Origin of the sequence: Dactylosporangium roseum (assembly GCF_025264685.1) — a bacterium.
GTDB lineage: Bacteria > Actinomycetota > Actinomycetes > Mycobacteriales > Micromonosporaceae > Dactylosporangium > Dactylosporangium roseum.
Genome location: NZ_CP073721.1, coordinates 7837364 through 7862597, shown reverse-complemented (window position 1 = coordinate 7862597; position 25234 = coordinate 7837364). Strand labels below are relative to the sequence as shown.

At 69.4% G+C, this 25234-nt stretch carries 21 protein-coding genes and 2 pseudogenes; 9 read left to right on the top strand and 14 right to left on the bottom strand.

The window, feature by feature from the left end; genetic code table 11:
* Positions 1-71: 71 nt before the first annotated feature.
* Positions 72-281, bottom strand: coding sequence for a BldC family transcriptional regulator (locus Drose_RS36985; RefSeq protein ID WP_033365012.1), 210 nt, complete (start codon positions 279-281; stop codon positions 72-74).
* Between the two features lie 690 nt (positions 282-971).
* The gene (locus tag Drose_RS36980) at positions 972-1811 is read right to left on the bottom strand and encodes a hypothetical protein (RefSeq protein ID WP_260725835.1); all 840 of its coding nucleotides are present in this window, start codon (positions 1809-1811) and stop codon (positions 972-974) included.
* Positions 1812-1942: 131 nt separating this feature from the next.
* Here Drose_RS36980 and Drose_RS36975 point away from each other — a divergent pair, with 131 nt between their 5' ends.
* Both Drose_RS36975 and Drose_RS36970 read left to right on the top strand, forming a co-directional pair.
* Entirely contained in the window at positions 1943-3001 is a 1059-nt protein-coding gene (locus tag Drose_RS36975; RefSeq protein WP_260725834.1) for a Glu/Leu/Phe/Val dehydrogenase dimerization domain-containing protein, read from the top strand.
* Between the two features lie 207 nt (positions 3002-3208).
* Positions 3209-3442 carry a DUF3073 domain-containing protein gene (locus tag Drose_RS36970; protein WP_260725833.1) on the top strand — a complete coding sequence of 78 codons (234 nt, stop codon included), beginning with the start codon at positions 3209-3211 and terminating at the stop codon, positions 3440-3442.
* A gap of 128 nt (positions 3443-3570) precedes the next feature.
* Here the strand turns inward: Drose_RS36970 and amcA are convergent, their stop codons facing one another.
* The 5 genes and pseudogenes from amcA to Drose_RS36945 all read right to left on the bottom strand — a co-directional run bounded on the left by amcA (position 3571) and on the right by Drose_RS36945 (position 8388).
* Positions 3571-3708, bottom strand: coding sequence for a multiple cyclophane-containing RiPP AmcA (gene amcA, locus Drose_RS36965; RefSeq protein ID WP_390891477.1), 138 nt, complete (start codon positions 3706-3708; stop codon positions 3571-3573).
* Positions 3709-3741: 33 nt separating this feature from the next.
* Positions 3742-4843, bottom strand: a pseudogene (gene amcB / locus Drose_RS36960) (cyclophane-forming radical SAM peptide maturase AmcB); the annotation flags it as partial.
* 198 nt (positions 4844-5041) lie between these two features.
* On the bottom strand, positions 5042-6196 hold the full coding sequence (gene purM / locus Drose_RS36955; RefSeq protein ID WP_260725831.1) for a phosphoribosylformylglycinamidine cyclo-ligase: 1155 nt from the start codon (positions 6194-6196) through the stop codon (positions 5042-5044).
* A 55-nt stretch (positions 6197-6251) separates the two neighbouring features.
* Positions 6252-7811, bottom strand: coding sequence for an amidophosphoribosyltransferase (purF, locus tag Drose_RS36950; RefSeq protein ID WP_260725830.1), 1560 nt, complete (start codon positions 7809-7811; stop codon positions 6252-6254).
* A 223-nt stretch (positions 7812-8034) separates the two neighbouring features.
* Positions 8035-8388: a sterol carrier family protein gene (locus Drose_RS36945; protein ID WP_259860208.1), complete on the bottom strand. Its 354-nt coding sequence runs from the start codon at positions 8386-8388 to the stop codon at positions 8035-8037.
* 185 nt (positions 8389-8573) lie between these two features.
* On the opposite strand from Drose_RS36945, the gene Drose_RS36940 reads away from it, so the two are divergent.
* Entirely contained in the window at positions 8574-10553 is a 1980-nt protein-coding gene (locus Drose_RS36940; RefSeq protein WP_260725829.1) for a carboxypeptidase-like regulatory domain-containing protein, read from the top strand.
* Between the two features lie 490 nt (positions 10554-11043).
* On the opposite strand, the gene Drose_RS36935 is transcribed toward Drose_RS36940, so the two are convergent.
* The 4 genes from Drose_RS36935 to Drose_RS36920 are packed head-to-tail and all read right to left on the bottom strand — an operon-like array spanning position 11044 to position 14212.
* Complete coding sequence (locus tag Drose_RS36935) at positions 11044-11565, bottom strand: NUDIX domain-containing protein (protein ID WP_260725828.1); 522 nt, start codon at positions 11563-11565, stop codon at positions 11044-11046.
* A gap of 11 nt (positions 11566-11576) precedes the next feature.
* Positions 11577-12500 carry a sensor histidine kinase gene (locus tag Drose_RS36930; protein WP_260725827.1) on the bottom strand — a complete coding sequence of 308 codons (924 nt, stop codon included), beginning with the start codon at positions 12498-12500 and terminating at the stop codon, positions 11577-11579.
* Positions 12494-13381 (bottom strand): MEDS domain-containing protein, encoded by an 888-nt coding sequence (locus tag Drose_RS36925; RefSeq protein WP_260725826.1) that lies wholly within the window; start codon positions 13379-13381, stop codon positions 12494-12496. Before Drose_RS36925 ends, Drose_RS36930 begins: the two co-directional genes overlap by 7 nt.
* A 42-nt stretch (positions 13382-13423) precedes the next feature.
* The gene (locus Drose_RS36920) at positions 13424-14212 is read right to left on the bottom strand and encodes an IucA/IucC family C-terminal-domain containing protein (protein ID WP_260725825.1); all 789 of its coding nucleotides are present in this window, start codon (positions 14210-14212) and stop codon (positions 13424-13426) included.
* A gap of 348 nt (positions 14213-14560) precedes the next feature.
* Here Drose_RS36920 and Drose_RS36915 point away from each other — a divergent pair.
* Both Drose_RS36915 and Drose_RS36910 read left to right on the top strand, forming a co-directional pair.
* A pseudogene (locus Drose_RS36915) lies at positions 14561-15598 on the top strand (helix-turn-helix domain-containing protein); the annotation flags it as partial.
* 97 nt (positions 15599-15695) lie between these two features.
* Positions 15696-16349 carry an HAD family hydrolase gene (locus Drose_RS36910; protein ID WP_260725824.1) on the top strand — a complete coding sequence of 218 codons (654 nt, stop codon included), beginning with the start codon at positions 15696-15698 and terminating at the stop codon, positions 16347-16349.
* A gap of 7 nt (positions 16350-16356) precedes the next feature.
* On the opposite strand, the gene Drose_RS36905 is transcribed toward Drose_RS36910, so the two are convergent.
* The 3 genes from Drose_RS36905 to Drose_RS36895 all read right to left on the bottom strand — a co-directional run bounded on the left by Drose_RS36905 (position 16357) and on the right by Drose_RS36895 (position 18794).
* Complete coding sequence (locus Drose_RS36905; protein WP_260725823.1) at positions 16357-16947, bottom strand: peptide deformylase; 591 nt, start codon at positions 16945-16947, stop codon at positions 16357-16359.
* Positions 16944-17891, bottom strand: coding sequence for a helix-turn-helix domain-containing protein (locus tag Drose_RS36900; protein WP_260725822.1), 948 nt, complete (start codon positions 17889-17891; stop codon positions 16944-16946). Before Drose_RS36900 ends, Drose_RS36905 begins: the two co-directional genes overlap by 4 nt.
* A gap of 450 nt (positions 17892-18341) precedes the next feature.
* Positions 18342-18794, bottom strand: a complete 453-nt coding sequence (locus Drose_RS36895; protein WP_260725821.1) for a pyridoxamine 5'-phosphate oxidase family protein — start codon at positions 18792-18794, stop codon at positions 18342-18344.
* 238 nt (positions 18795-19032) lie between these two features.
* Here Drose_RS36895 and Drose_RS36890 point away from each other — a divergent pair, with 238 nt between their 5' ends.
* The 4 genes from Drose_RS36890 to Drose_RS36865 all read left to right on the top strand — a co-directional run bounded on the left by Drose_RS36890 (position 19033) and on the right by Drose_RS36865 (position 25214).
* Positions 19033-20145, top strand: coding sequence for a globin domain-containing protein (locus Drose_RS36890; protein WP_260725820.1), 1113 nt, complete (start codon positions 19033-19035; stop codon positions 20143-20145).
* Between the two features lie 75 nt (positions 20146-20220).
* Positions 20221-20970 (top strand): CPBP family intramembrane glutamic endopeptidase, encoded by a 750-nt coding sequence (locus Drose_RS36885; protein WP_260725819.1) that lies wholly within the window; start codon positions 20221-20223, stop codon positions 20968-20970.
* 28 nt (positions 20971-20998) lie between these two features.
* Positions 20999-23878: a S8 family peptidase gene (locus Drose_RS38890; protein WP_313899975.1), complete on the top strand. Its 2880-nt coding sequence runs from the start codon at positions 20999-21001 to the stop codon at positions 23876-23878.
* A 127-nt stretch (positions 23879-24005) separates the two neighbouring features.
* The gene (locus Drose_RS36865) at positions 24006-25214 is read left to right on the top strand and encodes a glycosyltransferase (protein WP_260725818.1); all 1209 of its coding nucleotides are present in this window, start codon (positions 24006-24008) and stop codon (positions 25212-25214) included.
* Positions 25215-25234 lie beyond the last annotated feature (20 nt).

The following is a 25234-nucleotide window of genomic DNA, read 5'->3' as shown; positions in this document are numbered from 1 at the left end:
TGAGGATCCGAGCGCGTTGCGAAACAAGCGTGTCGTTTGGCACCAGGGAGTGGGGCGTTGTACTGTTCGCGTCAGTCGCCCTGGCGCTGCTGGGGGATTTGGCCCTGCAGCAGGGCTCGCACCTCGGACTCGCGGTAGCGCCGGTGTCCGCCAAGGGTGCGGATGGCGCTGAGCTTGCCCGCCTTCGCCCAACGGGTGACGGTCTTCGGGTCGACGCGGAACATCGACGCGACCTCAGCCGGCGTAAGCAACGGCTCAGGTTCATGCGTGCGAGATGGCATCGGTCACTCCTCCACAGGTACCCAGGAACGTCGGACGGGGTCCCGCCGGCCGACGCGTTTCCTATGGTCCGGCTAGTCCCCGATGTCCGACATGGGCCGAACGGCTGAAGGTCCCTGTATGGACGGATGATGAATAAGTGAATTTTCCCATTTTGACGTTACGAAATGGGATAAAGGGTGACCGAATATGACGCTGGGTGAGTGATCAGACACGAATCTAGCTCACTCGGCGGGTGATGGGTAGATCACAAAGAGCACCCAACATGGCATAACGGACACGCTTAGGGTGCGATTCGGTTGCTGAGGGTGACACTCGATCGGGTGTAAAACCGGACATTTATGGCGATGGAAGTCTCGCCGTCGGCCTCCCGCTGACGGCCGTCGCTGCGGTTGCCGATTGGTGACCACCTCGACCCGCGACGGGGGCCGCGGCCACGTCGACGGAACGCCGCCCCGCCTAGCGCGGTGTCCACCAACGTTCGCCGGCTTGTCGTGCGTCGATCTTGCAGTTGTGGTGCCTGTCAAACCCGGACATTCAGGGAGTGTCAGGGCACCACAACTGCAAGATCGGCAAAGGTGGAGCCGGTCAGCGTTGGGGGACACCGCATTAGGGGGTGGGCTCGGCGACGACGGGCCGTCCGGGGCGGGGCCTGGCCGGCGGGGTCGATCGGGATCGTCCCCCGGCCACCGTCAGTTGCAGCGCTCCAGGAGTTGGACGGCGCGCCAGCGGTCGACCAGTTTCTCGTAGACCTCGGTCGCCGCGTCCGCGTCGCCGCGGGCCACGTTCGACAGGCCGGCCGAGACCAGGCCGGGGGAGTCGTCGGCGGCCAGTGTGTCGTCCGACATCAGGGTGACCAGCCCGCCGTAGTCCAGTTCCACGATCGACCGGGAATGGAACTCCTCCAGCCAACGGGCCGTCTCCTCGACCGCCACCGTGATCGGGGCGTCGCCGATCGCGCGGCGCAGCACCGCACATGCCCGGTGGGCACGCCGGCGAGCCTTGGAGATCTCGGTGCGGTAGCGCAGGACGCGCCGGCCCGGGCGGAGCGACAGCTCGCGCTCCTCGAGGTCGACGAAGACGAACCAGCGCAGCGGCACACCCCACGTGGCGACCTGCTCGTGGACCCGCGGCAGGCCCCGTTCGAGGACCCGGTCGCCGCTGCGCCAGTCGTCCACGATGGTCTGTGCCAGGCCGGCGAGCACGGGAGGTACAAACGCATCGGCAATGACACTGGGGACCCCGTCGCGGGCCGTCAGAGCCGCCTCGGCCACCCTGATGCGCAGGTTCCAGGGGCAGACCAGGAGCGTGTCGTCGGCTTCGAGGACGTAGGCCTCGTCAGGAAGGTCGGGAAGGCGGGTCCAGCCGGCGCCGAGCGCCTCCAGCACCGCCGTGCGCTGTCTGACGGGGCCGTCGGTGAGGGTGACGGCCCGGCCTTCCTTGACATAGCGACGCCAGTAGAGCTGATGGTCGCGGTCGAAGGCGGCCAGCGGCTCGTACACCCGCAGGTATGACGCGAAGAGCGACGGCACGGGCCGATCGTCGCACGAAAGGTCCGAACGACGCGAAGCCGTCCGCGAGTCTGAACGTATTAGGGTCGGATCACCGCACCTCGTTCAGGCGCCGTCTCACGAGGACGGCCCTCGTCGTCTCAGGAGCATCCATGGGTGTCTTCACCACCAGTCACGAGCAGGTCGTGTTCTGTCACGATCGGCAGTCCGGCCTGCGTGCGATCATCGCCGTGTATTCGACCGCGCTCGGTCCGGCGCTCGGCGGGACCCGGTTCTATCCGTATGCCTCGGAAGAGGACGCTCTGCACGACGTGCTGGAGCTGTCCCGCGGCATGGCGTACAAGAACGCTCTGGCCGGCCTCGATCTCGGCGGTGGCAAGGCTGTCATCTGGGGCGACCCGGACAAGGACAAGAGCGAGCAACTGCTGCGGGCGTACGGGCGGTTCGTCCAGTCGCTCGGCGGGCGCTACTACACCGCGTGCGACGTCGGCACGTACGTGCAGGACATGGACATCGTGGCGAAGGAGACGAAGTTCGTCACCGGCCGTTCCGAGGCCCACGGCGGGGCCGGCGACTCGTCGGTGCTCACCGCCTACGGGGTGTTCCAGGGTATGCGCGCGGCCGCCGAGCACCGCTGGGGCAGTCCGACGCTGGCCGGCCGCCGGGTCGGGATCTCCGGCCTCGGCAAGGTCGGCAAGCACCTGACCAAGCACCTGATCGACGACGGCGCGTCCGTGGTCGCGACCGACGTGTCGGAGAAGGCCCTGGACTGGGTGAGTTCCACCTACCCGCAGGTGGAGCTGGTCGACGGCAACGACGAGTTGATCAAGCAACCGCTCGACGTATACGCGCCCTGCGCGCTGGGTGGTGCCCTCAACGACGAGACCGTCCCGCTGCTACAGGCCAAGATCGTCGCCGGCGCCGCGAACAACCAGTTGGCTCATCCGGGGGTGGAAAAGCTGCTCGCGGAGCGTGACGTGCTCTACGCCCCGGACTACGTGGTCAACTCGGGTGGTGTCATCCAGGTCGCCGACGAGATCGAGGGCTTCAACTTCGCCCGGGCGAAGGAGCGGGCGGGGCGGATCTATGACATCACGAAGCAGATCCTGCAGCTCGCCTCGGCGGAAGGCGTGCCTCCTGCGGTCGCCGCCGACCGCCTCGCCGAACGGCGGATGGCCGAGGTCGGAAGGCTCCGTACCATCTTGGTGTGACCCTCGCGGGCCCGTGACGACCAACTGACGAAGGCGGTGCTTACCCAACCGGTCCGGTCGGGTAAGCAACGCCACCGAAATGGTCGGTAGGGGCGAGATGCCGAAAGGTGCCCGCGACATGTACCGTAAGAGCCACGAGAGATGCCTGACGTTGTCGGGGCCTGCCGGTAATGGCTGCCCCGTAATTCTGTGCGAGGGGGTCGAGCCATGGGGCGCGGCCGTGCGAAGGCCAAACAGACTAGGGTGGCCAGGGAGTTGAAGTATCACTCTCCCAACACCGACCTCGACGCGCTGCAGCGCGAGCTCGCGGCGGGCAGCCCTAAGTCACGCGACGATTACGCCGAGTATGGTGATCACGTCGATGATGAGGCTGACGACGAGGACGACGGCAACTACGACGACCCCTCCAGCGACGGTGATTGGCGCTCACGGGGTCGTTGACCGATGGTCAACCCGGCTCACGGGCACGTGGACAACCCCACGTGCCCGAGTCGTGTCGTAAGCACCCGCACGGTGCACCGTTCTCTCGACGGTTCAGCGTGCGGGTGTCTCGGCGTCGCTGGGTTCCGTCAACGAGGACGGTTGTTCCAGTTGTAGAACGTCGGGATGTTCTCGAAGTGGTTCCAGGCGCAGACGGCGCTCCTGCCGTCGTCGCCGCTCGTCTCTGCGCGGGCGGCCCGTGCCGCGGCAGCCTCGTCGAGCAACACCCGAAGACCGTCCGCGGCTTCGTAGACGCGCGTGGTGACGGGGTCAGCGTGCTCCGGCATGGTCCAGTACTCCCTCCAGAAGGCGGATCTTGCTGTTCCGGCAGTGGTTCGTCTCGGTGGTGTCGAACCTGCCGTGCTCGAAGTAGCGGTTCGCCGCGTGCGCACCGCCGCAGAATCCGAAGTACGGGCAGCGCTGCCGGCATGCCTCGACGCCTCGCAGGTACTCCGGCACCCACCCCGCCGAGGTGGTCGCGCCGGCCAGGATCGTCGCCAGCGGGGTGTCCAGCACGTTGCCGGAGGAGAAGTCGCCGTACCGCGCGTCGGTGAACCCGGCGAGCTCCGGCGACAGCAGGAAGACCCGTCCGTCCGCGGCCACCGTCGGGATCGGGTCGAGCGCGGCGGGCAGGATGCCGTCCGCGCTGCCGGCGAGGACCGCACCGGCGTAGCGCAGCGTCCACTCGATCTCCCGCACATGGATGCGCGGGTCCCGCCGCCACGCCGCGACGAGTTCCGCCCAGAACGACCGCACGGCGTCGGCGCCGAAGTCGTTCGCGCGCGCGTTGACACCCTCCTGCTCTTCGATGTTGACCCCGAGGACGTCGCAGTCCAGGTCGAGGAAGTAGTCGTACAGCCGGGTGGCCAGACCCGGGCCGGGATCGCTGACCACGCAGAGTACCGAGAATGGCACCCCGTGACGCCGGAGTGCCTCGACGCCGCTGAGGATGTGGCGGTACGCCGGGAGCCCCGCACGATTGATCCGCTCGCCGTTCAGCGGCTCCGGGCCGTCGATGCTCACGCTGACGCGCATCCGGTGCTCGGCGAAGAACTCGCACCACGCATCGTCGATCAGCGTCGCATTGGTCTGCACGTGGTGCTCCACGCCTTCGAACGGCGCCATCAGCTCGGCCAGGGCGGCCCGTCCGGCGGCGAGCGGCTCACCGGCGTGCCAGACGACGGAGAAGCGCTCATCGGCCGCCGCCCAGGGGTTGACCGACGCCGCCACCGCCTCGGCCACCGCCGGGCTCATCCGGTCGTTGCGCGCTCGGAAGGGAAGGTAGCAGTAAGTACAGTCAAGGTTGCACAATGTCGTGGGTTGGAGCACGACATAACTCGGGATCGGTGAGATCCCCCGCATGCCGCTCCACGACACGGCCCGTCCTCCTTTTGGGTGTAGGGACGTGCCGATTCAGCCTAGGTGTATTACTCCGTTGCGGTAAGCCCCGGTAGATCGAATCCGCGACAGTTCACAATGGCGCGCAATCCGGTAGGAACGCCACAGGGCACCCGTGCGGGTGCCCTGTGGCGTCGTGCTCGGCTCTGGAGCCGGTGAGCGTCAGCCGCGGGTGTGCGAGCCCACCATCTGGACCGTGCCGGTGCCCTCGATGACCTCGCCGACCTGCCAGGCGTCGACACCTCGGCCGGCCAGGAACGCCAGTGTGCGGTCGGCGTCCTCGGCGGAGACGACGGTCAGCATGCCGATGCCCATGTTGAAGGTGCTCTCCATCTCCGAGTCCTCGATGCGCCCCTTCGTGCGCACCAGCTCGAAGATCGGCTGCGGGCGCCAGGTCGCGCGGTCGACGACGGCGTCGAGGTGCTCCGGCAGGACCCGCACCAGGTTGCCCGGGATGCCACCACCGGTCACGTGAGCGAACGCGTGGACCTCGCTCTCCTTGATCAGGTCGAGGCAGTCCTTGGCGTAGATGCGGGTCGGCGTGAGCAGTTCCTCACCGAGGGTGCGCTGCTTGCCGAACTCGTCGATGACGCTGTCGAGCCGCATCCGTCCGGCGCCGAGCAGCACGTGGCGCACCAGCGAATAGCCGTTGGAGTGCAGGCCGCTCGACCGCAGTGCGATGACGACGTCGCCGACCTCGACCCGGTCGCGGCCGAGGATCGCGTCCTCCTCCACGACGCCGACGCCGGTGCCGGAGATGTCGTACTCGTCCGGGCGCATCACGCCCGGGTGCTCCGCCGTCTCGCCGCCCAGCAGCGCACAGCCGGCGTAGCGGCAGCCGTCCGCGATGCCGGCGCCGATCTCGGCGACCCGGTCCGGCACGACCTCGCCGCAGGCGATGTAGTCGAGCAGGAACAGCGGCTCGGCACCGCAGGCCACCAGGTCGTCGACGACCATCGCGACGAGGTCGATGCCGACGGTGTCGTGGATGCCCATGGCCTGGGCGATGGCCAGCTTCGTCCCGACGCCGTCGGTCGACGAGGCGAGGATCGGGCTCTTGTACTTCTTGAGGTCCAGCTTGAACAACCCGGCGAACCCGCCGATGTCGCCCATCACTTCGGGCCGATGGGTCCGGTGCACCTTGGTACGGAGCAGCTCGACGGCCTGCTCGCCAGCGTGGATCGACACGCCCGCGTCCGCGTAGGTCACGGTGCGCCTGCGACTCCTGCCGTTGCCGGCGGTCCAGAGCTGCCGCTCGGGGGTGCTGCCCTGGCCGGTCTCACCGGCCTTCTCGGCGCGCTCATCCACGTGCGTCACTTTCTCCCCTTTGATTGCCTCGCGGCGGCCACCGCACTTGCTTCGGGTGGGTGGGTCACGGGCGCAGCAGTGCGCCCGCGCCACCCGGACTGGCGGCGACACTCACCGAGCCGCCGTCGGTCGTGGTCGGCGCGGCCCCCGCAGCGCGCGCGACACCTTCCAGGACGTGTTTGCCGATCACGTTGTCAGCGGGAAGCTCGATCGGATACTGCCCGTCGAAGCAGGCGCTGCACAGCCGGGACGCCGGCTGCTCGGTCGCCGCGACCAGGCCGGCCAGTGAGACGTAGCCGAGCGAGTCCGCGCCGATCGACCGGCGGATGCCCTCCAGGTCGAGGCCGTTGGCCAGCAACTCCGCCCGTGTGGCGAAGTCGATGCCGTAGAAGCACGGCCACTTGACCGGCGGGGAGGAGATGCGCACGTGGACTTCGATCGCTCCAGCTTCGCGCAGCATGCGCACGATCGCACGCTGAGTGTTGCCGCGCACGATCGAGTCGTCGACGACGACCAGCCGCTTGCCCCGCACGTTGTCGCGCAGCGGGTTGAGCTTGAGCCGGATGCCCAACTGCCGGATCGTCTGCGACGGCTGGATGAAGGTGCGCCCGACGTATGCGTTCTTGATCAGGCCGTGGCCGAACGGGATGCCCGACTCGGTCGCGTAACCGATCGCGGCGGGTGTGCCCGACTCCGGCACCGGGATGACCATGTCGGCCTCGACCGGGTGCTCCCGGGCGAGGGCCCGGCCGATCGCGACGCGCGCGGCGTGCACGTTGCGCCCGACGATCGTGGTGTCGGGGCGGGCCAGGTAGACGTATTCGAACAGGCAGCCCTTCGGGTCCGGGGTGCCGAACCGGCTGGACCGCAGGCCGTGCTCGTCGATGGCGATCAGCTCGCCCGGCTCGATCTCGCGCACGATGCTCGCGCCGACGATGTCGAGGGCGGCGGTCTCGCTCGCGACCACCCAGCCGCGCTCCAGGCGGCCCAGGACGAGCGGGCGGACGCCGTTGACGTCACGGGCCGCATACAGCGTGTCCTCGTCCATGAAGACGAAGCTGAACGCGCCGCGCAGTGTCGGCAGGACCTCCAGTGCCGCGGCCTCGACGGACAGGTCGGGACGGGCGGCGAGCAGTGCGGTCACGAGCGCGGTGTCGTTGGTCGAGTTGATCGCGTCGCGCTCGCCCAGGTCGGCCACGCGGCGGGCCAGCTCGGCGGTGTTGACCAGGTTGCCGTTGTGCGCGAGCGCGATCGTCGTGCCGGCCCGGTCGCCGCCCGCGGCGGTGGACCGCAGTGTGGGCTGGGCGTTCTCCCACGTGGAGCCGCCGGTGGTCGAATAGCGTGTGTGTCCGATCGCGATGTGACCGCGCAGGCTCGCGAGCGTCGGCTCGTCGAAGACCTGGGACACCAGGCCGAGATCCTTGTAGACGACCACACCGGATCCGTCCGAGACCGCGATGCCGGCCGCTTCCTGCCCACGGTGCTGTAGTGCATACAGCCCGTAGTAGGTCATCTTCGCGACCTCTTCGCCCGGCGCCCAGACGCCGAACACACCGCACTTGTCTTGGGGACCTGGACGCTGGGGGTCGAGCTCGTGGCTCAACCGGCCATCGCCTCGGGGCACGTGCCGCTCCTGTCGTCGCAGTTGGCCGGATTTGGGATGGTCTTCGGAAGAAACTGGCTGCGTCTCGCCCATGTCTCGCCGGGGAGAACTGGTCGGCCGGGCGGCGGTCCGACGCCGCGGTCTGGTCGCCGTCGCGGAACACAGTGTACGCGAGGTTTCAGGCCTGACGGACAGCCACAGAACGCACGCGGTTTGTCGCCAGTCTGCCCCACGGTCTGCCGGGCTACAAGGGCAGATAGGGGGATAAATCAGCTCGAACCCCGCTCGCGCGGATCTTCCCCGCCGTGACGGCTTCGTGCCACGATTTCCGACCCGTGGCGATCTCGAGCCACGTGGTGGGGTCGGTCTCCACGACGTTGGGTGGCGTACCTCTCGTGTGTCTCGGACCCTCGATGCACTGAATCGCGCCGTATGGAGGAACGCGGACCTCCACCGAACGTCCCGGTGCGCGGGACCGCAGGTCGCCGAGGAGTTCTCGAACGGCGTCACGCAGGGCGAGCCGGTCGGGAACGAGCCCGCCGTTCAGTGCATCTAGGACGGTCTGCACCGTGTCGGAATATCGGTGCGCATTGGACATGTCGGGACGATACGACCGCCACCGCGACGGTCGCAACACCGTCCGCCTTTCGCCGACCCCTCTGGACAAGGCATAGTTTGCTGCGGCGCACCATGCAAGGCGAGTCTCGCTCGCATGTTGGACCATCGACAGACATGCTCGGCAGCGACGCTCGGGTGAAAGTCAAGATCCGGAGGGGTGTGGACGTGACTGCGCACCGACGAGCCCTGCTGCTGCGAGCAGGGGCGGTGGCTGTTCTGGCGGCAGGTGCTCTGCTCGGCGTGGCAACACCGGCGTTCGCGGCGGCCAAGGTAACAGTGAGCGTCAGTGATGTGACGCTCACTGTGGGCGGCGGTGCTCAGCCGGTGAACGTTGTGGTGGAGAACACGGGTGACACGCCGGCTATCGGCGTTTCGTTCACCTTCGATCTGCCGGGCGACATGCAGTTGGCGGTCGACAACAAGCCGGAAGAGTGCAGCGGAAGTGGCACTCATCTGACGTGTACGTTGGCCACCCTTTCAGACGGCGACAAGAAGAACTTGCCGATCGGGGTCAAGCCGCCGGCGCAGAGCACAATTCCGGCCGGCCAGTCCAAGCAGGGCGCCGGCAAGGTCATTCTTACCAACGGTGGCTCCGAAACCAAGAACTTCACCGCCACCCTGAAGTCGAACGCGCAGCCCACGCAAGGTGCGCAGACCGTCACCGAGGTCTCCGGCACCGTCTCTGACTCCACGACCGGCAACGCGATCAAGGGTGCGCAAGTCGTCATGCAGGACGGCGCGGGCAAGAGCCGCACGACGCAGTCGGACAACAACGGGCGATACCGGTTCGTCGGCAACGAGAGCAACGTGATCGCCCCGGGCACCATCACGGTGAGCGCCGGATTCGATGGGTATTCGAACGGTCAGAAGGAGGCCACCGGCGCCGCCGGCAGGTCCGTGACCATGCCGAAGATCCCGCTGGCTCCGCTCGCCCCGAGTGAGTCGGCCGCCCCGTTGCCCAGCGCCGGTGACGCGACGCCGGACACTACGGCGACCGGTGGCGTCGCCGCGCCGGACAACACGACCAAGACCTCCGGCGACGGCGGCACCAGCTACTCCTGGATCCTCATCGCGCTGGGCGCGCTGCTGGTGATCTTCGGCATCGTGGCGATCGTGCTGCTCCTGCGTCGTCGCGGCGGCGACGATGACGACGACGACGTCGACGAGGCGGCCCCGCGGCGCGGCGGCCCCGGCGGCCAGCGTCCCGGCTACCGCGCACCGCAGGCCGACCCGACCATGGTCGGTGCCATGGGTGCCCCGACGATGATCAACCGGGGTACCGCCAACGACGCGACCGCGATCGTGCGACCCGGCGGCTTCAACGACTTCGACGTGCCACCGGACCCATATGGCGCGCCACCGCCCCGCACAGGCGGGTTCGCCGCATCCCCGCCGCCCGCCCAGGGCTATGGCCCCGCGGCCGGCGGTGGCTACAACGACGCCGGTGGTTACAACGACCGGGGTGGCTACGGCCCGGCGTCCCGCCCGCCGGTCGACCCCTACGATCCGGGCTACAGCGCCGGTGCGGGCGCGGGCGGCGGATACGGTGAGGCGACCCAGCGGTACGAGCCGGACGCCGGCAACTACGGCGGTGGCGGCGGTTACGGCGGCCAGGCCAACGGTTACGACGCCGACGGTCCGTCGGCAGGCGGTGGTTACGGCGGCGGCCCGGGTGCCGGCGGTGCCCACGGCGGCTACGGCCAGGGCGGCGGTTACGGCGGCCCCGCGGCGGGCGGCTACGGCCCCGGCGGATCCGGTGGCCAGGGCGGCTACGGCGGTGACAACGGCTACGGCCCCAGCGCGGGCGACGGTTACGGACCGAGCGCCGGCAACGGCTACGGCCCGAGCGCGGGTGACGGTTACGGCCCGAGCGCCGGCAACGGCTACAACGGCGGCGGTGACTACGACGGCCCGTATGCCGGTCGTGGCGGCTACGAGCAGCGCGGTGGGTACGAGCCGGCCGCTGGCTACGAGCGCGACGGCTACGAGCGGCCCGAGCCGCCGCGGGCCGGCAACGGCTACAACGGCGGCGGTGACTACGAGCAGCGTGGCGGTTACGGCAACGCCAACGGCGCCGGCGACGACGGCGCCCGCTCGCAGCGCGGCAACGGCAACCGCCGCTCGCTCGACTGGTTGGACGACTGACCTGAAATCAGCCGGCCGTGGAGACCACCCCCGCGCCGTCGCACCGGCGCGGGACGTCTCCACGGCCAACGTCTATGCCCCGGTGGGTGTGAGACAAAGGCCGCGTAGACAAGCCGTGCGACCGTCCGTCAGTCCCGGTGTTGCGCTACGGGATGGTGACGCACAGTCGTTCGGGCGGGTGTCTGCCGCTCGTGGTCGCCGCTGGACCTGGGACAGCGTGTTCCGGTCCGGGCGGCTCCATGATCATGGGAAACCTCTAGCTAGCGGGGCAGCCACATCCTTCCCATGATCATGGGATCGAGCGGTCCGGCGGCGGCGGATCGAGCCGGCCGGCGCGCCTCGGCGGCGACGCCCGCGCCCGAATTTCGATCTTGTCAGGGTCGGTCAGAGACTGTGGGGCTCAGCTTCGCGGCCTTGGGGTGTGAGACCCCGAGTAACTCAGGGGCCGGTCGAGCCGTCCGGACTCCCCCGAGCGCAGGTGAGTGTCTGATCACGGTGTGGTGAGCAGGTGACCGAACTCGGCGTGGAAGACCGCACCGGTCTCCAGTGCGATCAGGGCCAGTGACAGGCGCCGGCGCAGCGACGCGCGCAGATGCGCGTCCGCCGGGGACGACCATCGCACACCGGTGAGCTCCGACGCCTGCGGGCGCAGCGCTGTGCCGGCCGGGATCACGCCGCCGTCGAAGACGAACTGCACCTGGTCGCTCCACGGCCCGCGCCCCGGCGTCCAGTCCACGACCAGCAGGCGTCGGATCGACAGGTCGAGCCCGACCTCCTCGAGCACCTCCCGGCGGCACGCCTCGGAGGGCGGCTCGCCCGTCTCGACGATGCCGCCCGGGAGGTCGAGGTACGGCTTGTAGTTCGGCACGACGAACAGGATCCGGTCGTCCGGGTCGCGGATGACGGCTCCGGCGGCGACCGTCTTGTGCGCCATGCGGTTGGCGATCCCCGGATGGAACTCGCGCTCCGGCTCGCCCTCGAGCTCGAAGTCCTCGCTGAACCGTGTGTCCATCGCAGGGCAGCCTACGACGAGCGCCGTATGTGCAGCCGTACCGTCGTCCCGGCCTCATCCGTGCGCATCTCCAGCAGGTCGCAGATCTGGCGGGCGATCCACAGCCCGTGCCCCTTGCCCGCCTGCGGATCGGCGCGGAGGAAGCCGAGGAAGTTGCCCGCCGCCACGCCCGGGTCGACGACCTCGCAGACGACCCGCCGGTCCGTGGCCCACATCCGGGCCTCGCCGTGGCCGGCACCGTGGCGCAGCGCGTTGGTCGCCACCTCGTTGACCGCGAGCGTGAGGTCGTCGAGCCGGGCCGCCGGGACGCCCATGCGGACCGCGTGGTCGGCGACGAACTGCCGGACCGGCGCGAGGTCACCGAAGATCGGCAACCATTCGACGTCGTGGTCGGGGCGCGCGATCAGCGGCGCGTTGTGCTCGGTGTAGTAGTAGGCCGGGTCGGCGTACGTGCTGCTGCTCTCGCTGCCGGTGCCGACGGCCAGCTCGGGATGGGTGCGCCGGGCGTCGTCCACGATCGCGGGAGGCAGGGTGCGACTGTCGTAGCCGCACATGACCCAGGCGCGGGAGCTTGCGAGCGCGACGTTCATGACCGACTCGTAGCGGCCCCACTCCGCCGTCTCCAGATCGTCGAGCCCGGTCCACACGGGCTCGCCGAGGACCCGCAGGATGCCCCTGTCGCCGCGCAGGGCGTCGATGCGGCGGTGGTGGGCGTTGAGGGTGCGGCCCGGCGAGTCGAACCAGTTCGTCGGCGACAGGAACGTGACCTCGGAGGCGGTGCCGTGGTCGAGGTGGTCGCGCAAGAGCTCGGTGTTGTCGGACGAGGTCGCCGCGACGACCGTGTCGCCTCGGTGCAGGCCCTCGGTCACGAAGGGCACGGCGGCGGCGAGGAACGTCGACGGGGAGTCGAACAGCAGTGCCTGATGGATCAGCACGTCGGCTCCCCGTCGAAGGACAGGCCGGGCGTCGCGTCCCAGCCGACGATGCGCAGCACCTTGCGCAGGGTCGGCGACAGGTGGCGAACCAGCAGCTTGCGTTCTGGCGCGATCGACTCGGCGAAACGGACCATGGCCCGGATGCCGGCCACGTCGATGAACTGGAGGTCGGCGAGGTCGAGCGCGATCACCGGCTCGGCGGTGGTCCAGGCCCCGGCCTGCGCGAGCGCGTCGGCGAAGGCTCCGGCGGTCGCGTCGTCGACGGTGCCGGCGACCTTGAGACCGCGCGGGGAGAAGGTGGGGACGATGCGCAGCCGCCGGTCGTCGTGGAGCGGGTCGATGCGCACGACGCTGGTGTGGCAGGCCACCAGGCCGGTCATGTCGGCCCGTTCGAAGAGCCGTTCGTCGTACTGGCAGATCGCCGCCAGGTCACCCGACTCCACGACCGTCGAGGCGACGCCGGACTCGTACTCGTGCAGCCGCACAGTGTCCGGCAGGCTGCGCAGTGCCCAGCTCATCTCGCCGGTGAGCCGCAGTCCCTGGAAGCCGGCGACCCGGGCCTCGCGGATCGCGTGTTGGATGCCGTCGACGAGGTCGACCGGGTCGAACGTCGCCTCGCTGGCCGGACGCACCTTGAGCTGGCCACGGGCGATGGCGAGCGCGCCGTCGATGCCCCGCGGGTCGAGCCACGCGTCGATGGCGTCGGGTGCGGTCTTGTCCGAGTAGTAGAGCACCCGTTCGCCGCGGGTCAGCCCGTCGGCGATGTACGCGGACACCACCTCACGCTGCTCGACGTCACTGGCGAACGGCAGGCAGAGGTGATCGCCCAGGCGGACGTGCCTGGTGTGCTTGGTCGAAATGCTCTCGCTGATGGTCTTCAAATTACGCGGTCCGCAGGAACGCCGCGCGCCGAGATCCCGGAACTACGGCAGTTGCTGCTGGATGCAGCAGGTGCTGCACACTTTCGGTGTCGGCAGGGTGAAGGCCAAACAGCAGGTGCGGCGCTGAATGTCGAGGCCGCCGCCGGGTCGTTCCGCCAGGTCGACCAGCGACTCGGCGTCGAGCACGGTGAGGACCCGGCGTGCGATGTCGATCGTAGGGCCGGGCAGGGAGTCGCCGGCGCGCGACAGGCCGTAGGCGACGCCGGAGGCGACCGAGCCCCACAGCGTGCGCCGGCCGATGCGGACGTGTTTGTGGAACTCGTCGATCAGCGGGTCGAGGTGCGCGTCGACCAGCGACCGGCGCAGCACGCCGAGCAGTTCTTCCTCGTCGTCGACGATGAGCAGGCCGGGCGTGTCGGTGGTGACGACCGGGTCGGTCGCCAGCACCGCGGTCACCGGGTCGTGCAGCGCCAAGGTGAGGAAGGGCTGATTCGGCGAGTAGCGCACCAGCACGTGATCGGGCGTCATCAGCGGCACGCGTCGGGAGGCGGCGAAGCCGAGGACGGCCGGCAGCGCCAGCCAGTAGGAGTAGCACTTCCACGCGAGCGCGGCGGCGGCGTGCGGCTGCGCGCTCCAGCGCCGGGCCGCGGTGTCCAGCAGATCGGGGACCCGGAGCTCACCCGCGCTGTGCCAGCCCTGCGCCGGTCCGGCGACGAGTCCGGGCACCAGCCCCTGGAGTGAATCTTTGCCGTGCCGGTGCTGTAAGGCGGCCAGGGTCGCCACGACGGGTGCCAGCGGCTCGGCCGAGCCGCGACTGATGAGCGCGGTCACGTTGGGTCGCCGAAAACGGTGGGTGGCCCGAGCCGGTGGCACCGTGACGGCGCGGCCGTGCTGTGCGCGTGCTTGGTGCTCACCACCGTCAGATACCCCCAGACATGCCTGCCAAGCGCCCACGATACAGGTATTAGGTAAGCCTAACCAGTGTTTGATCGTCGCGCCAGAGCGGCTACGTTACGTAGTCGACGGGAGGGCGCGCGGTGATCGAAATGCGTTGATCAAGACTGATGTCGCGGTGTTGTCAACCATTTTGTCAGGAATCTGTCCGCTTGACCTGGTCGGCAGCCGGACTCGGGGACACTAAACGGACAGGGGCCGTCTCCCTGTAGGGCTGGGCCGGAGATGACCACGAACGACTCTTCACCCGTGCAGCGGGCGTCTGAGACGTTCGTCGCGGAGTTCGCGCGGTGGCGCGTCGACCGGGGCATGTCCAAGAAGCAGTTGGCGGCCGCGATGGGCTTCGACGCCTCCTACGTCAGCCATGTCGAGGCGCGCCGCCACCGCCCCACCGAGGACTTCGCCCGGCGCGCCGAGGCGATCCTGCAGAGCGGCGGGGCCATCTGGCAGCGGTACAAGGAGTACGACGAACTGCGTGCGACCGCCCGCAGCCGCGTGGGGCCGCCGGGGAGGGATCCGCCCGTACCGGATCAGTGGCTGCCGCCCGGCACGGGACTGGTCGTGGAGCGGGAGACCGCCCGCCTGTCCTACGTCGACGGCAAATACCGGTGCACGGTCCGCCGTGCCCTCTACAACGCCGGCACCGAGCCGATCACCCGGTATCTGGTTCGGATCTCCGTGGATCGCTACCCGGACGATCCCGCGCGCTCCAATCGCCACCATCATGATCACCCGCTGTCGCTTGGCGAGCTGGCGCTTGTGGCGAGCTGTGCCGGTGAACCGATGGACTGGCGGGCGAAGACCGACCGCGACACGCTCAAGGAGCTGTGGCTGCTGTTCGAGAATGCGCAAGGCCGGTTCCCGCTATATCCGGGCCAGCGCACCACGATCGCGTATTCATGGCACATCGGGATCGACAAATGGGGAAACTGGTTCGAGCGGGCCATCCGGCTGCCCACCCGCCAGCTCACAGTCGAGGTCGAGTTTCCGGCGCAAATGCGTCCGGTGGTTTGGGGGGTGCAGACCTCGCTGTCCGCTGAGGAGGTTCCGCTGCGGACCCCCATCACCCAGGAACTGTCCGAGGATGGTCGGGCGGTGTTCTCGTGGCACACCGAGGCCGCGACACTGCATGACTACTACCGGCTGGAATGGAGGTTCCGCGGCACCCGTCCCGAGGGCGCCGTCGAGGAGCCCGAGGACTGGGCGGATCCCCCTTTCGTGGAGCCGGCCGCGCGTAACGGTCTGCGCGCGGCCGGCGTACTCGATCGGGTGGACCGAGATGCCGCCGCGTGTGATGGGCGGGTCCTTCGCCGACGCTAGGATGACCCTCTTCCCCCGGGGTACTCAACGAGGAGTCGCGTTGCGCGCCATTCTGTTCGATCTCGACGGCACGTTGATTGACAGCGAACCTGTTTGGGGTGCGGCGAATACGAGCCTTGTGCATTCGCGTCAGGGCCGGGTCACCGAAGAACTGCTGCGGAGCCTCAGCGGCCTGGATTCGACCTTGGCCATGCGGTACATCCACGAACAGTTCGGCTGGGTCGGCCACGACATCGCGGCCGACGTCGCCGCTGTTCAGCAAAAGGTATCCCAGTCGTATGCGCGTGGCGTGCTGTGGCTCCCGGGTGCGCGGGAACTTCTCACGGCAGTGAAGGCGGCGGGATTCCGAACAGGCCTGGTGACCTCGACGTATCGGGAGTTGGTCGCGTACGTGCTGGCCGAAGCCGGCTCGGACGCGTTCGACGTCGTCGTCTGCGGCGATGACGGCCACCGACCCAAGCCCGATCCGGAATCGTACGCCGTCGCGGCCGCTCGGCTGGGCGTTCCCACCGGCGCCTGCGTGGCGGTGGAGGATTCGGCGCGCGGCGTGGAAAGTGCCGCAGCCGCCGGTTGCCTGGTGCTCAACGTCTCCAGCACGGTGCGGTCGCCGCTCGCTCACGTTCACGTGGCTTCGTTGCGTGACGTTGACGTAGCGACCTTCGAGAGGCTGGTCGGCTCCCCGGCGACGGTCTGAGGTCGGGTCACACCACCGAGATCGTCGGCGTTCCGGGCTCGAGCCGATCCAGGCACAAGATGCCGTTGAGGTGGTCCACCTCGTGCAGCACGTCGCGGGCCAATCTGCCTTTGTCGAACCGTACCGTCACCGGTTCGCCGGTCACCGTGAGGTAACTGATCACCGCGGTCCGGGGCCGTCGCAGGTAACAGCGGAAGTCGAAGAAGCTCAGACAGCCCTCGCTGGTCTCCTCCCACTCCTGTTCGCTGGGCGGCCCCACCTCGACGACCCGCGGGTTGACCAGTACGAGCTGGGGCTGGCCCGCCGCACGGAACACCGCGATGGACCGTGGCTCGTTGATCTGTGGTGCGGCCAGGCCCATGGCGCCGGTGGTGAAGTTGTGCACCCGCCCAACCGCGTCCGCAACCGCAGTGAGCCGGTCCAGGATGCGCAGCACCTCGTCCTGTTCGTCCGGGAGCACGAATGGCCGGGTCGCTCTGGTGAGGATGGGGTTGCCCAACTGGACGATGCCGAGCGCCGACATCACCTCGCTCGGTCTCTGATCGACGATGCCGAAGGCTTCCGTGGTCTGTGGGCCATAGGCCACATCGCTGGTCATCGGTGCTCCTCTGGTTGCCGAGAAGGCGGATTGCCGAATCGCCACTCGAAGCGGTAGCGGTCGCCGAATTCCGGCTTGCCGTTCGTCCACGACCAGATCGAGCGGCCGTTTTCCGTATGCTCGTCGATCTGCGAGCCGAGGGGTCCGATGCGGTCACCGGCCGTGATTGCCTTGCCCCATACCAGCGTGCGTAATCCCTGGGGGAAGTCCAGTTCCACGTCGAGGCGTCGCGTCGGCACGCGCATCCGGCGCTGGTACCAGGTGCCCCATTGTGTCGAGCTGACCGTGTAGGAGTACATGAGCGCCAGTCGGCGTCCGGGGTGCAGCGTCAACAGTTCCCCGTACCGTTTGCCCTCGAAGCGGATCCAGCCCTCGATCATCTTGTCGGTGACGGTCTGGGTCGGGTCGGCGACGAGTTCGATCGTGGGGCCCGCACCCGGTTTTCGCGGGTCGAGATCGCTCATCATCGGCGCCCACCAACACCGAAAGCCGAGGTGGTCCCAGACCAGGGGATGTGCCCGGTGGTGTACCCGCGAGCGTTCGACGTCGTCCGGAAAGGCATCGACGTGGATCCGGACCTCGTAGCCGTTGTACGACCGTTCGGTTCGGTTCTCGAGCTCGCGCAGCACCGTTATCGCGTAGGCGTCGCCGTCGAACGAGAGGGTGGTGCGCTCGTGCGTCACGAGCAGGGTGGTCGACGCTGTCTCGACGTTGATTGCCTCGGAAACCGCCGTCTGCCGTCCCGCATCCCCACGCCGGCGCAGTTCGTACCAGGTCTGCCAGCGGTCGACCAGGTCACCGCCGGCCCGTAGTGCGTCGTCCGCCAGGCGCGCGAAATCCACCGTGGGTGGGACGGCGCCACACTCCATTTTCGAGACGTAGGAGGTATTGCAGCCGATCCGCCTCGCCAGGGACTTCTGCGACAGGCCGGCGAGCAGCCTCAACCGGCGGACCTCGGCGCTGAAGGCCCCGTGTGCGGCGGAGAGCTCGCCTGTTTCGGGGTCGTCACGGTCGGCGGGGACCCGGCTCGCACCCATCCACATAGTGTGAATGACCGTGAACCGGGTGTGAACCCCTCGGGATCTAGCTGCACATGAATGAATACCGGTTCTATCGCGTTATGCCACAGCAGCGAATGTCAATGGGATTCGTCCTGACGATTCGGATTCTCACGGTCGGCGTCGCGGTGCTTGTCGGGTTGGTCTCCGGTTTGTTCGTGAACACGCAGGGCCCGTTGACCCTTGGTGTGCTCACCGCGATCGCGCTCAACGAGGTGCTACGCCTTCCGGGGCGAATCGAGGTGCCGGGTGCGGCCCGATCGGGTCGGCGCAGGCCGGCCGGGCGGGCCCGGCGGAGCGTTCGGCGGGGTCGACGGCGGACCGCGCGGTCCGACCTCACAGCAGTTCGCCGGCGGCGGAGAGGTAGGCCTCCTCGACGTACACCGTGATCCAGCGCGACGGGCGCCGGTCGGCCACCAGCGCAAGGCTCGGGTCGAGGCGCACCGACCGGTAGGCGCGCCGCATCGCGTCGTCGTCGACGACCTTCGCCCTGCCGTTGACGTGCAGCCCGACCGCACCGCGGGCGAAGTCGACGAACAGCAGGCTGATCCGCGGATCCAGCGTGATGTCCGCGATCGCGTCCGACAGGCTCACATCGTCGAACTCGGGCCAGGCCAGCCGGTTGACGTCGAGCACCCGCACGAAGCCCGTTCCGCCGGTGACGAACGTGCAGTCGTGACCGTCGTCCGGCTCGCCGGTCGCGACGAACATCACCGCCTGGCGTCGGATGAAGAGCCGCATCCGGTCGTCGAGCTCGGACAGAACCTGACGGTCCGACAGTGCGGGCACGGTTACCTCCGGGGCGTGAGCACGGTGTCATCCACCGTGACATCGCGTCCGGGAGGTGGCCGGACAGCCGGTGCGACGGCCCCGCCGGTCGAGCTGCCTGTCCAGCGCGGGCGGCGGCGCGTCACGGGGAAATCGGCCGTCTCCGTCCCGCGTCGCACATCCAGTGCGATGAGAAATCCGCCCAGGTAGTGACGCTGCTTCATAGACGGCTCCTAACGTTGGACGGCGAAGGGTACCGATGAGCAATCTGTCGCGATTACTGAAGGAGAGCTGGACACTCGTCGAGGAACAACAGGACAAGGTCGCGAGCTACTTCTACGCGCGCATGTTCCTCAACAACCCCCAGTTGCGGGACCTGTTCCCGGTCCAGATGGACGTCCAGCGCTCCCGTCTGCTGGGCGCCATCGTCACAGCGGTACAGACGTTCGGCGATCCCGACCAGTTCGCGGACTACCTCGAGGCGCTCGGCCGCGATCACCGCAAGTTCCACGTCGAGCCCCAGCACTACGACATCGTCGGCGACGCGTTGATCGAGGCGCTGCGGACGTTCGCCGGCGAGGAGTGGGGCTACGAGTACGAGCAGGCGTGGCGCGACGGCTATGCGGCGATCGCGCGCAAGATGATCGAGGGCGCCGAGGCCGACAGCGCCAACCCGCCCTACTGGCACGCCGAGGTGCTCCACCACGAGCGCCGCAGCCGGGACATCGCTGTGATCACCTGCCGGCCGATGCTGCCGCTCGAATTCCGCGCCGGGCAGTACGTCAGCGTCGAGACCAGGTACCAGCCGCGCCTGTGGCGGGCCTACTCCATGGCCAACGCGCCCCGCAAGGACGGCTCCGTCGACTTCCACGTGCGCGCGGTGGGCGCCGGCTGGGTGTCCTCCGCGCTGGTACGGCGGGTGCAGCCCGGTGACATGATCCGCCTGGGCGCGCCGATGGGTTCGATGACCCTCGACCGCCGGTCGACCCGGGACATCGTCTGCGTGGCCGGCGGCACCGGTCTCGCCCCGATCAAGGCCCTCATCGAGGAGATGACCCGGGCCAACCGGACGCGCTGGGTCCACGTCTTCTTCGGCGCCCGGGACCGCGACGATCTGTACGACCTGGACTGCCTCAACCGCCTCGCGGCGCGGTACCCCTGGCTCTCGGTCGTCACCGCGACCAGCGACGACCCGGAATTCCCCGGCGAACACGGCAACATCTCGCAGGTCGTGGCCCGCTACGGACCGTGGCAGGATCACGACTTCTTCGTCTCCGGCTCCGCCACGATGGTCCGCGCCACCCTGCGCACCCTCGCGGAGATGCAGGTCCCGGCCATACGCATCAAGTACGACGCCTTCGGTGATTCCTGAAAGACCGCGCGGACGGGCCGGCAGTGCGGCGCCGGCCTGTCCGCCTGGCCGCCATGGTGCGGCTACAGTTGCGCGGTGATCGACAGGCGGGGTGTCCGGGTCGAGGTGCTGCTGGTCCTCGGGGTGTCGCTCGGCTCGTCCGCGATCTACGCGATCCTGCGCATCGTCGACCGGCTCACGTTCGTCAAGCCGCTGTCGGAGCAGACCGCCACCCTCAACCCGTCGGTGACCCCGGACCGGCCGTGGCTCGACCTCGCCTACCAGCTCGCCGGGATCACGCTGGGGGTCGTGCCGGCGCTGCTGGCCGTACACCTCCTGGGACGCTCGACTCCGCCTCCGGCGATCGGCCTGGACTTCCGCCGTCCCGGTTTCGACCTGGGGACCGGTGCGGCGCTCGCGGCGCTCATCGGGCTGCCCGGACTCGGCCTCGTCTGGCTCTCGCGCGAGATCGGCATCAGCGCGCAGATCGTGCCCGCGGCCCTGGAGCCGGTGTGGTGGGCGGTTCCGGTGCTGGTCCTCGCCGCGATCCAAAACGCGGTGCTCGAAGAGATCGTCATGATCGGCTACCTGCTGACGCGCCTGCGGGACCTCGGCTGGAACGGCTGGATCGCGATCATGACGAGTGCCGTGATCCGCGGTTCATACCACCTGTACCAGGGCTTCGGCGCCGGGTTCGCCGGCAACCTCGTGATGGGCCTCGTCTTCGGGTACTTCTTCCGCCGCACGCGGCGGGTCATGCCGCTGATCGTCGCCCACTCGCTGCTGGACATCGTGGCGTTCGTCGGATACGCGCTGCTCAAGGATCATCTGGCGTTCTTGAGCTAGGGCAAATCGCCACAATTAGGCTGGCCACGTGGGCCGAATCCTTCTCGCACTCACCCTGGTGCTGTCAACCGTCTTCGCGCTGCCCGCCCCGGCGGCCTCCGCGAAGGCGGACCCGGCGCTCTACATCGTCCAGTTGGCCGGTGACCCGACCGGCCGGCGCGAGTCGCTGCGGGCGGGCATCCGGTCCAACCGGGCGGCGGTCCTGCGAGCCGCCGGCGTCACGAAGACCGTCGCCGACTACGAGACCGTCTTCAACGGCTTCGCCGCGGCGCTGACCCCGGCGCAGAAGGCCCGTGTCGAGCGGACTCCGGGGGTCGTGCGGCTGTGGAAGAACGAGAAGCGGACGGTCCAGACCTTCTCCACGCCGGCCTTCCTCGGCCTGAGCGGCGCCGGTGGCGGGTGGGAGAAGCGCTTCGGCGACCCGACCCACGCCGGCGAAGGCATGATCATCGGTGTCGTCGACACCGGCTTCTGGCCGGAGAGCCCAAGCCTGGCCCCGCTGCCCGAGCCCCGGCCCGACCGGGCGACGATCGAGAAGAAGTGGTACGCCGACGGCGTCGACAGGTGCGACGAGGGCACCGGCCCCCCGCAGCAGCGGATCACCTGCAACAACAAGGTGATCGGCGCGCGCTACTACGACAGCAGCGGCTTCGGTGACTGGCCGGGGGAGTTCCGGTCGCCGCGCGACTACGACGGCCACGGCACACATACGGCGACCACCGCGGCGGGCCTGCACGACGTGCCGGCGACCGTCAACCACGAGCTCGTCGGAAACGTCTCCGGTATGGCGCCCGCGGCGCGGATCGCGGTCTACAAGGCGCTGTGGCGCCAGGCCGACGGCGAGGGCTCCGGCGGCACCGTCGACCTGCTCGACGCGGTCGACGACGCGGTGGCCGACGGCGTCGACGTCCTCAACTACTCCGTCTCCGGCTCGGCGTCGCTCGTGGTCGACCCGATCGAGCTGGCCTTCCTCAACGCCGCCGCGGCCGGAGTGTTCGTCGCCACGTCCGCCGGCAACTCCGGGCCCGGCGCCTCCACCGTCGCGCACAACGCCCCATGGGTCACGACCGTCGCGGCCAGCTCACACGACCGTGGCGCGGTCAAGTCCGTGACCCTCGGCAACGGCAAGACCTACACCGGCGTCGGCCAGGGTCCGGCGCTGCCGTCCGCCCCGCTCGTGGACTCCGTCGCCGCCGGCCTGCCCGCCGCGGAGGCGACGAAGGTCGAGCTGTGCCATCCCGGCACGCTAGACCCGGCGAAGGTCAAGGGCCGGATCGTGCTGTGCAGGCGGGGCGTCAACCCGCGCACCGACAAGAGCATCGCCGTCCGCGACGCCGGCGGGATCGGGATGGTGCTCTACAACGCCGACGAGAACTCCCTCAACGCCGACTACCACGTCGTCCCCACGGTGCACGTGGACCACGTCGCGGGCGCGGCGATCAAGGCGTACGTCTCGGAACCCTCCCCGACCGCTTCGCTGTCCGCGGTGTCGAAGGTCGTGCCGCGCGCACCGGCGATGGCGGCCTTCTCGTCGGCCGGCCCCGCCGTCGCGGGTGGCGGCGACCTCATCAAGCCCGACATCACCGCGCCCGGCGTCGACATCGTCGCCGGTGTCTCCCCGGCCGGCCACCACGGCAACCTCTATGACGGCGAGTCGGGCACGTCGATGTCGAGCCCGCACATCGCCGGCATCGCCGCGCTGCTGCGCGCGAAGCACCCGGGCTGGTCGCCGTCGGCGGTCCAGTCGGCGCTGATGACCACCGCCGGCGTCGTCGACAACACGAACGGCCGGATCCAGCGCGGCGACGTCGACGCCACACCCCTCGACTACGGCGCGGGTCACGTACGCCCGGACCGCGCCTTCGACCCCGGCCTGGTCTACGAATCCGGCGTGCGGGACTGGGTCCGCTACGCGTGCGGCCTCGGCCAGTTGCAGCTCGTCAGCGACTGGTGCCCGGTCGTCGGCACGATCGACCCGAGCGACCTCAACTACCCCTCGATCGCGATCGGCTCGCTGCCCGGCACGGCAACGGTCACCCGGACCGTGACCAACGTCGGCGAGCAGCCCAGCGTCTACACGGCGACCGTGTCGCCGCCGCCGGGCACGACCCTGACGGTCACGCCGTCGACGATCAGCGTGGGAGCGGGCAAGAGCGCGACGTTCACCGTCACCGTGACCCGCACGTCGGCGCCGTTCCGCGAGTGGACGTTCGGCTCGATGACGTGGACGGACCTGCGCGGCCACGCGGTGCGCAGCCCCGTCGGCGTCCGCCCGGTCGCGCTCACCGGCCCCGGCGAGATCGCCGGCACCGGCCCGGCCGGCCGCGGCACGATCGACCTGCGGTCGGGCTACTCGGGCACGGTGACGGCCCGCGCGTACGGCCTGGCCCCGTCCATGGTCCACACCCGCAAGCTCGTCGGCAGCACGGCGGCGTTCCTGCCGAGCGCCCCCGGCGTGGCGCCGAGCATCTTCACGTTCGAGGTCAGGGTCCCGCCGGGCACGAAGCTCGCGCGGGTGTCCACGTTCGCCGCCGACCACGCCCTCGGCACCGACCTCGACTTGTACGTCTACGACGGCACCACGCTGATCGGCCGCGGCGACGGCACGACGGCCGACGAGGAGATCCCGCTGTCGACCGCGGGGGTCTTCGAGGTGTACGTGGTGCAGTTCGGCCTGCCTGCCGGCGTCGCCGAGCAGAAGGTGCGGGCACACCTGTTCCTGGTCGGCGCGGGCGCACCCGCCAATCTGTCCGTGACGCCGGCCTCGGCGCCGGCGGCCCCGGACGAGACGGTGTCCTTCGACGTGTCGTGGTCGGCGCTGTCCACGGCCCGGCGATACCTCGGCCTGGTGGAGTTCACCGACGGCGAGGTGGCGCGAGCCTGGACGACGGTGGCGATCGGTCCGTAGCGCCGTGGCGTCGTGGCGTCGAATGTTCGTGGATCGCCGTGGGTGTCGAACTGTGGAACCCGGGTAGAGGGCCTCGTCTCATTGATCTTGACGGGGTTCCGGTCCGGGGCCAGAGAAGGACACGGCAGTGGTAGAGCCGCTTTACATCATCTTCGCCGGAACGTCGTGGGACGGTGTGGTGAGTCCTGACCGGCTCCTGGCCACCGCGTTGGCGGCGCACGCCGAGATCCTGTGGGTCGACCCGCCGATCTCGGTGGCGACCTCGGACCGCTACCGGTACGGCGCATCCCGGTTCGGCGTCACGCCCAAACTCGCGCGCCTGAACGATCGGATCACCCGGCTCACCCCCCGTGCACTGCCGTTGCACACCCGACCCTTCGTCAAGGTAAGCACCGCCGCGCTGGTCAGGGCGCAGACCCGGGCGGCGCTGCGCCACCTCGGCCGACGGCCGCACGCGGTGATCGCGTGCAACCTCGTCGACGTGCTCCGCGGCTGGCACCCCGGGGTGGTGAAGGTCCTCTACGGCACGGACGACTACGTCGCCGGCGCCGACCTCATGGGGCACGACTCGAAGCGGGTCGCGCGGGACGAGCGGCGCCAGCTCGCCCACGCCGATCTGGTCCTCGCGGTCTCCTCGGTGCTGGCGGAGCGCTGGTCGTCACTCGGCGCGCGGCACCTGGAGTTGATCCCCAACGGGGTGCAGACCTCCGCCTACCGCGATCTGGACGGCATCGCCCCGGCCGAGCCCGCCTCGGCACTTCCGGGCCCGGTCGTCGGCGCGCTCGGGCACCTCTCCGAGCGCATCGACATCGACCTGCTCGAAGCGCTTGCCGACGACGGGCTTTCACTGCTCCTCGTCGGCCCCCACGACGCGCGCTGGGAGCCGGAGCGCTTCGCCGCGCTGGCCGCCCGCGACAACGTGCACTGGGCGGGGCGGCAGCCGTTCGAGGCGGTGCCATCGTTCCTGCGTGCCGTCGACGTCGGGATCACGCCGTATCGCGACACCGCCTTCAACCGTGCGTCGTTCCCGCTCAAGACGCTGGAGACCCTGGCCGCGGGCAGGCCGGCGGTCAGCACCGACCTGCCGGCGGTGCACTGGCTCGACACGCCGCTCATCAGGGTCGCCGACACGCCGAAGACCTTCGTGGCGGCGGTGCGGGAGGCGGCGACGGAGTCCCACGTGCCGGAGCTGGTCGAGGCCCGCCGCGACTTCGCCGAGCGACACTCGTGGGACGCCCGCGCCGCCGCCGCCGTCCACGCCGTCGAAGGGCTTGTCGCGGACAAGCGCGAGGAGCTGTTCGGCCGCCGGGTCACGGACAAGGATACTCACACGTAAAATACCGGTAACAATTGGAG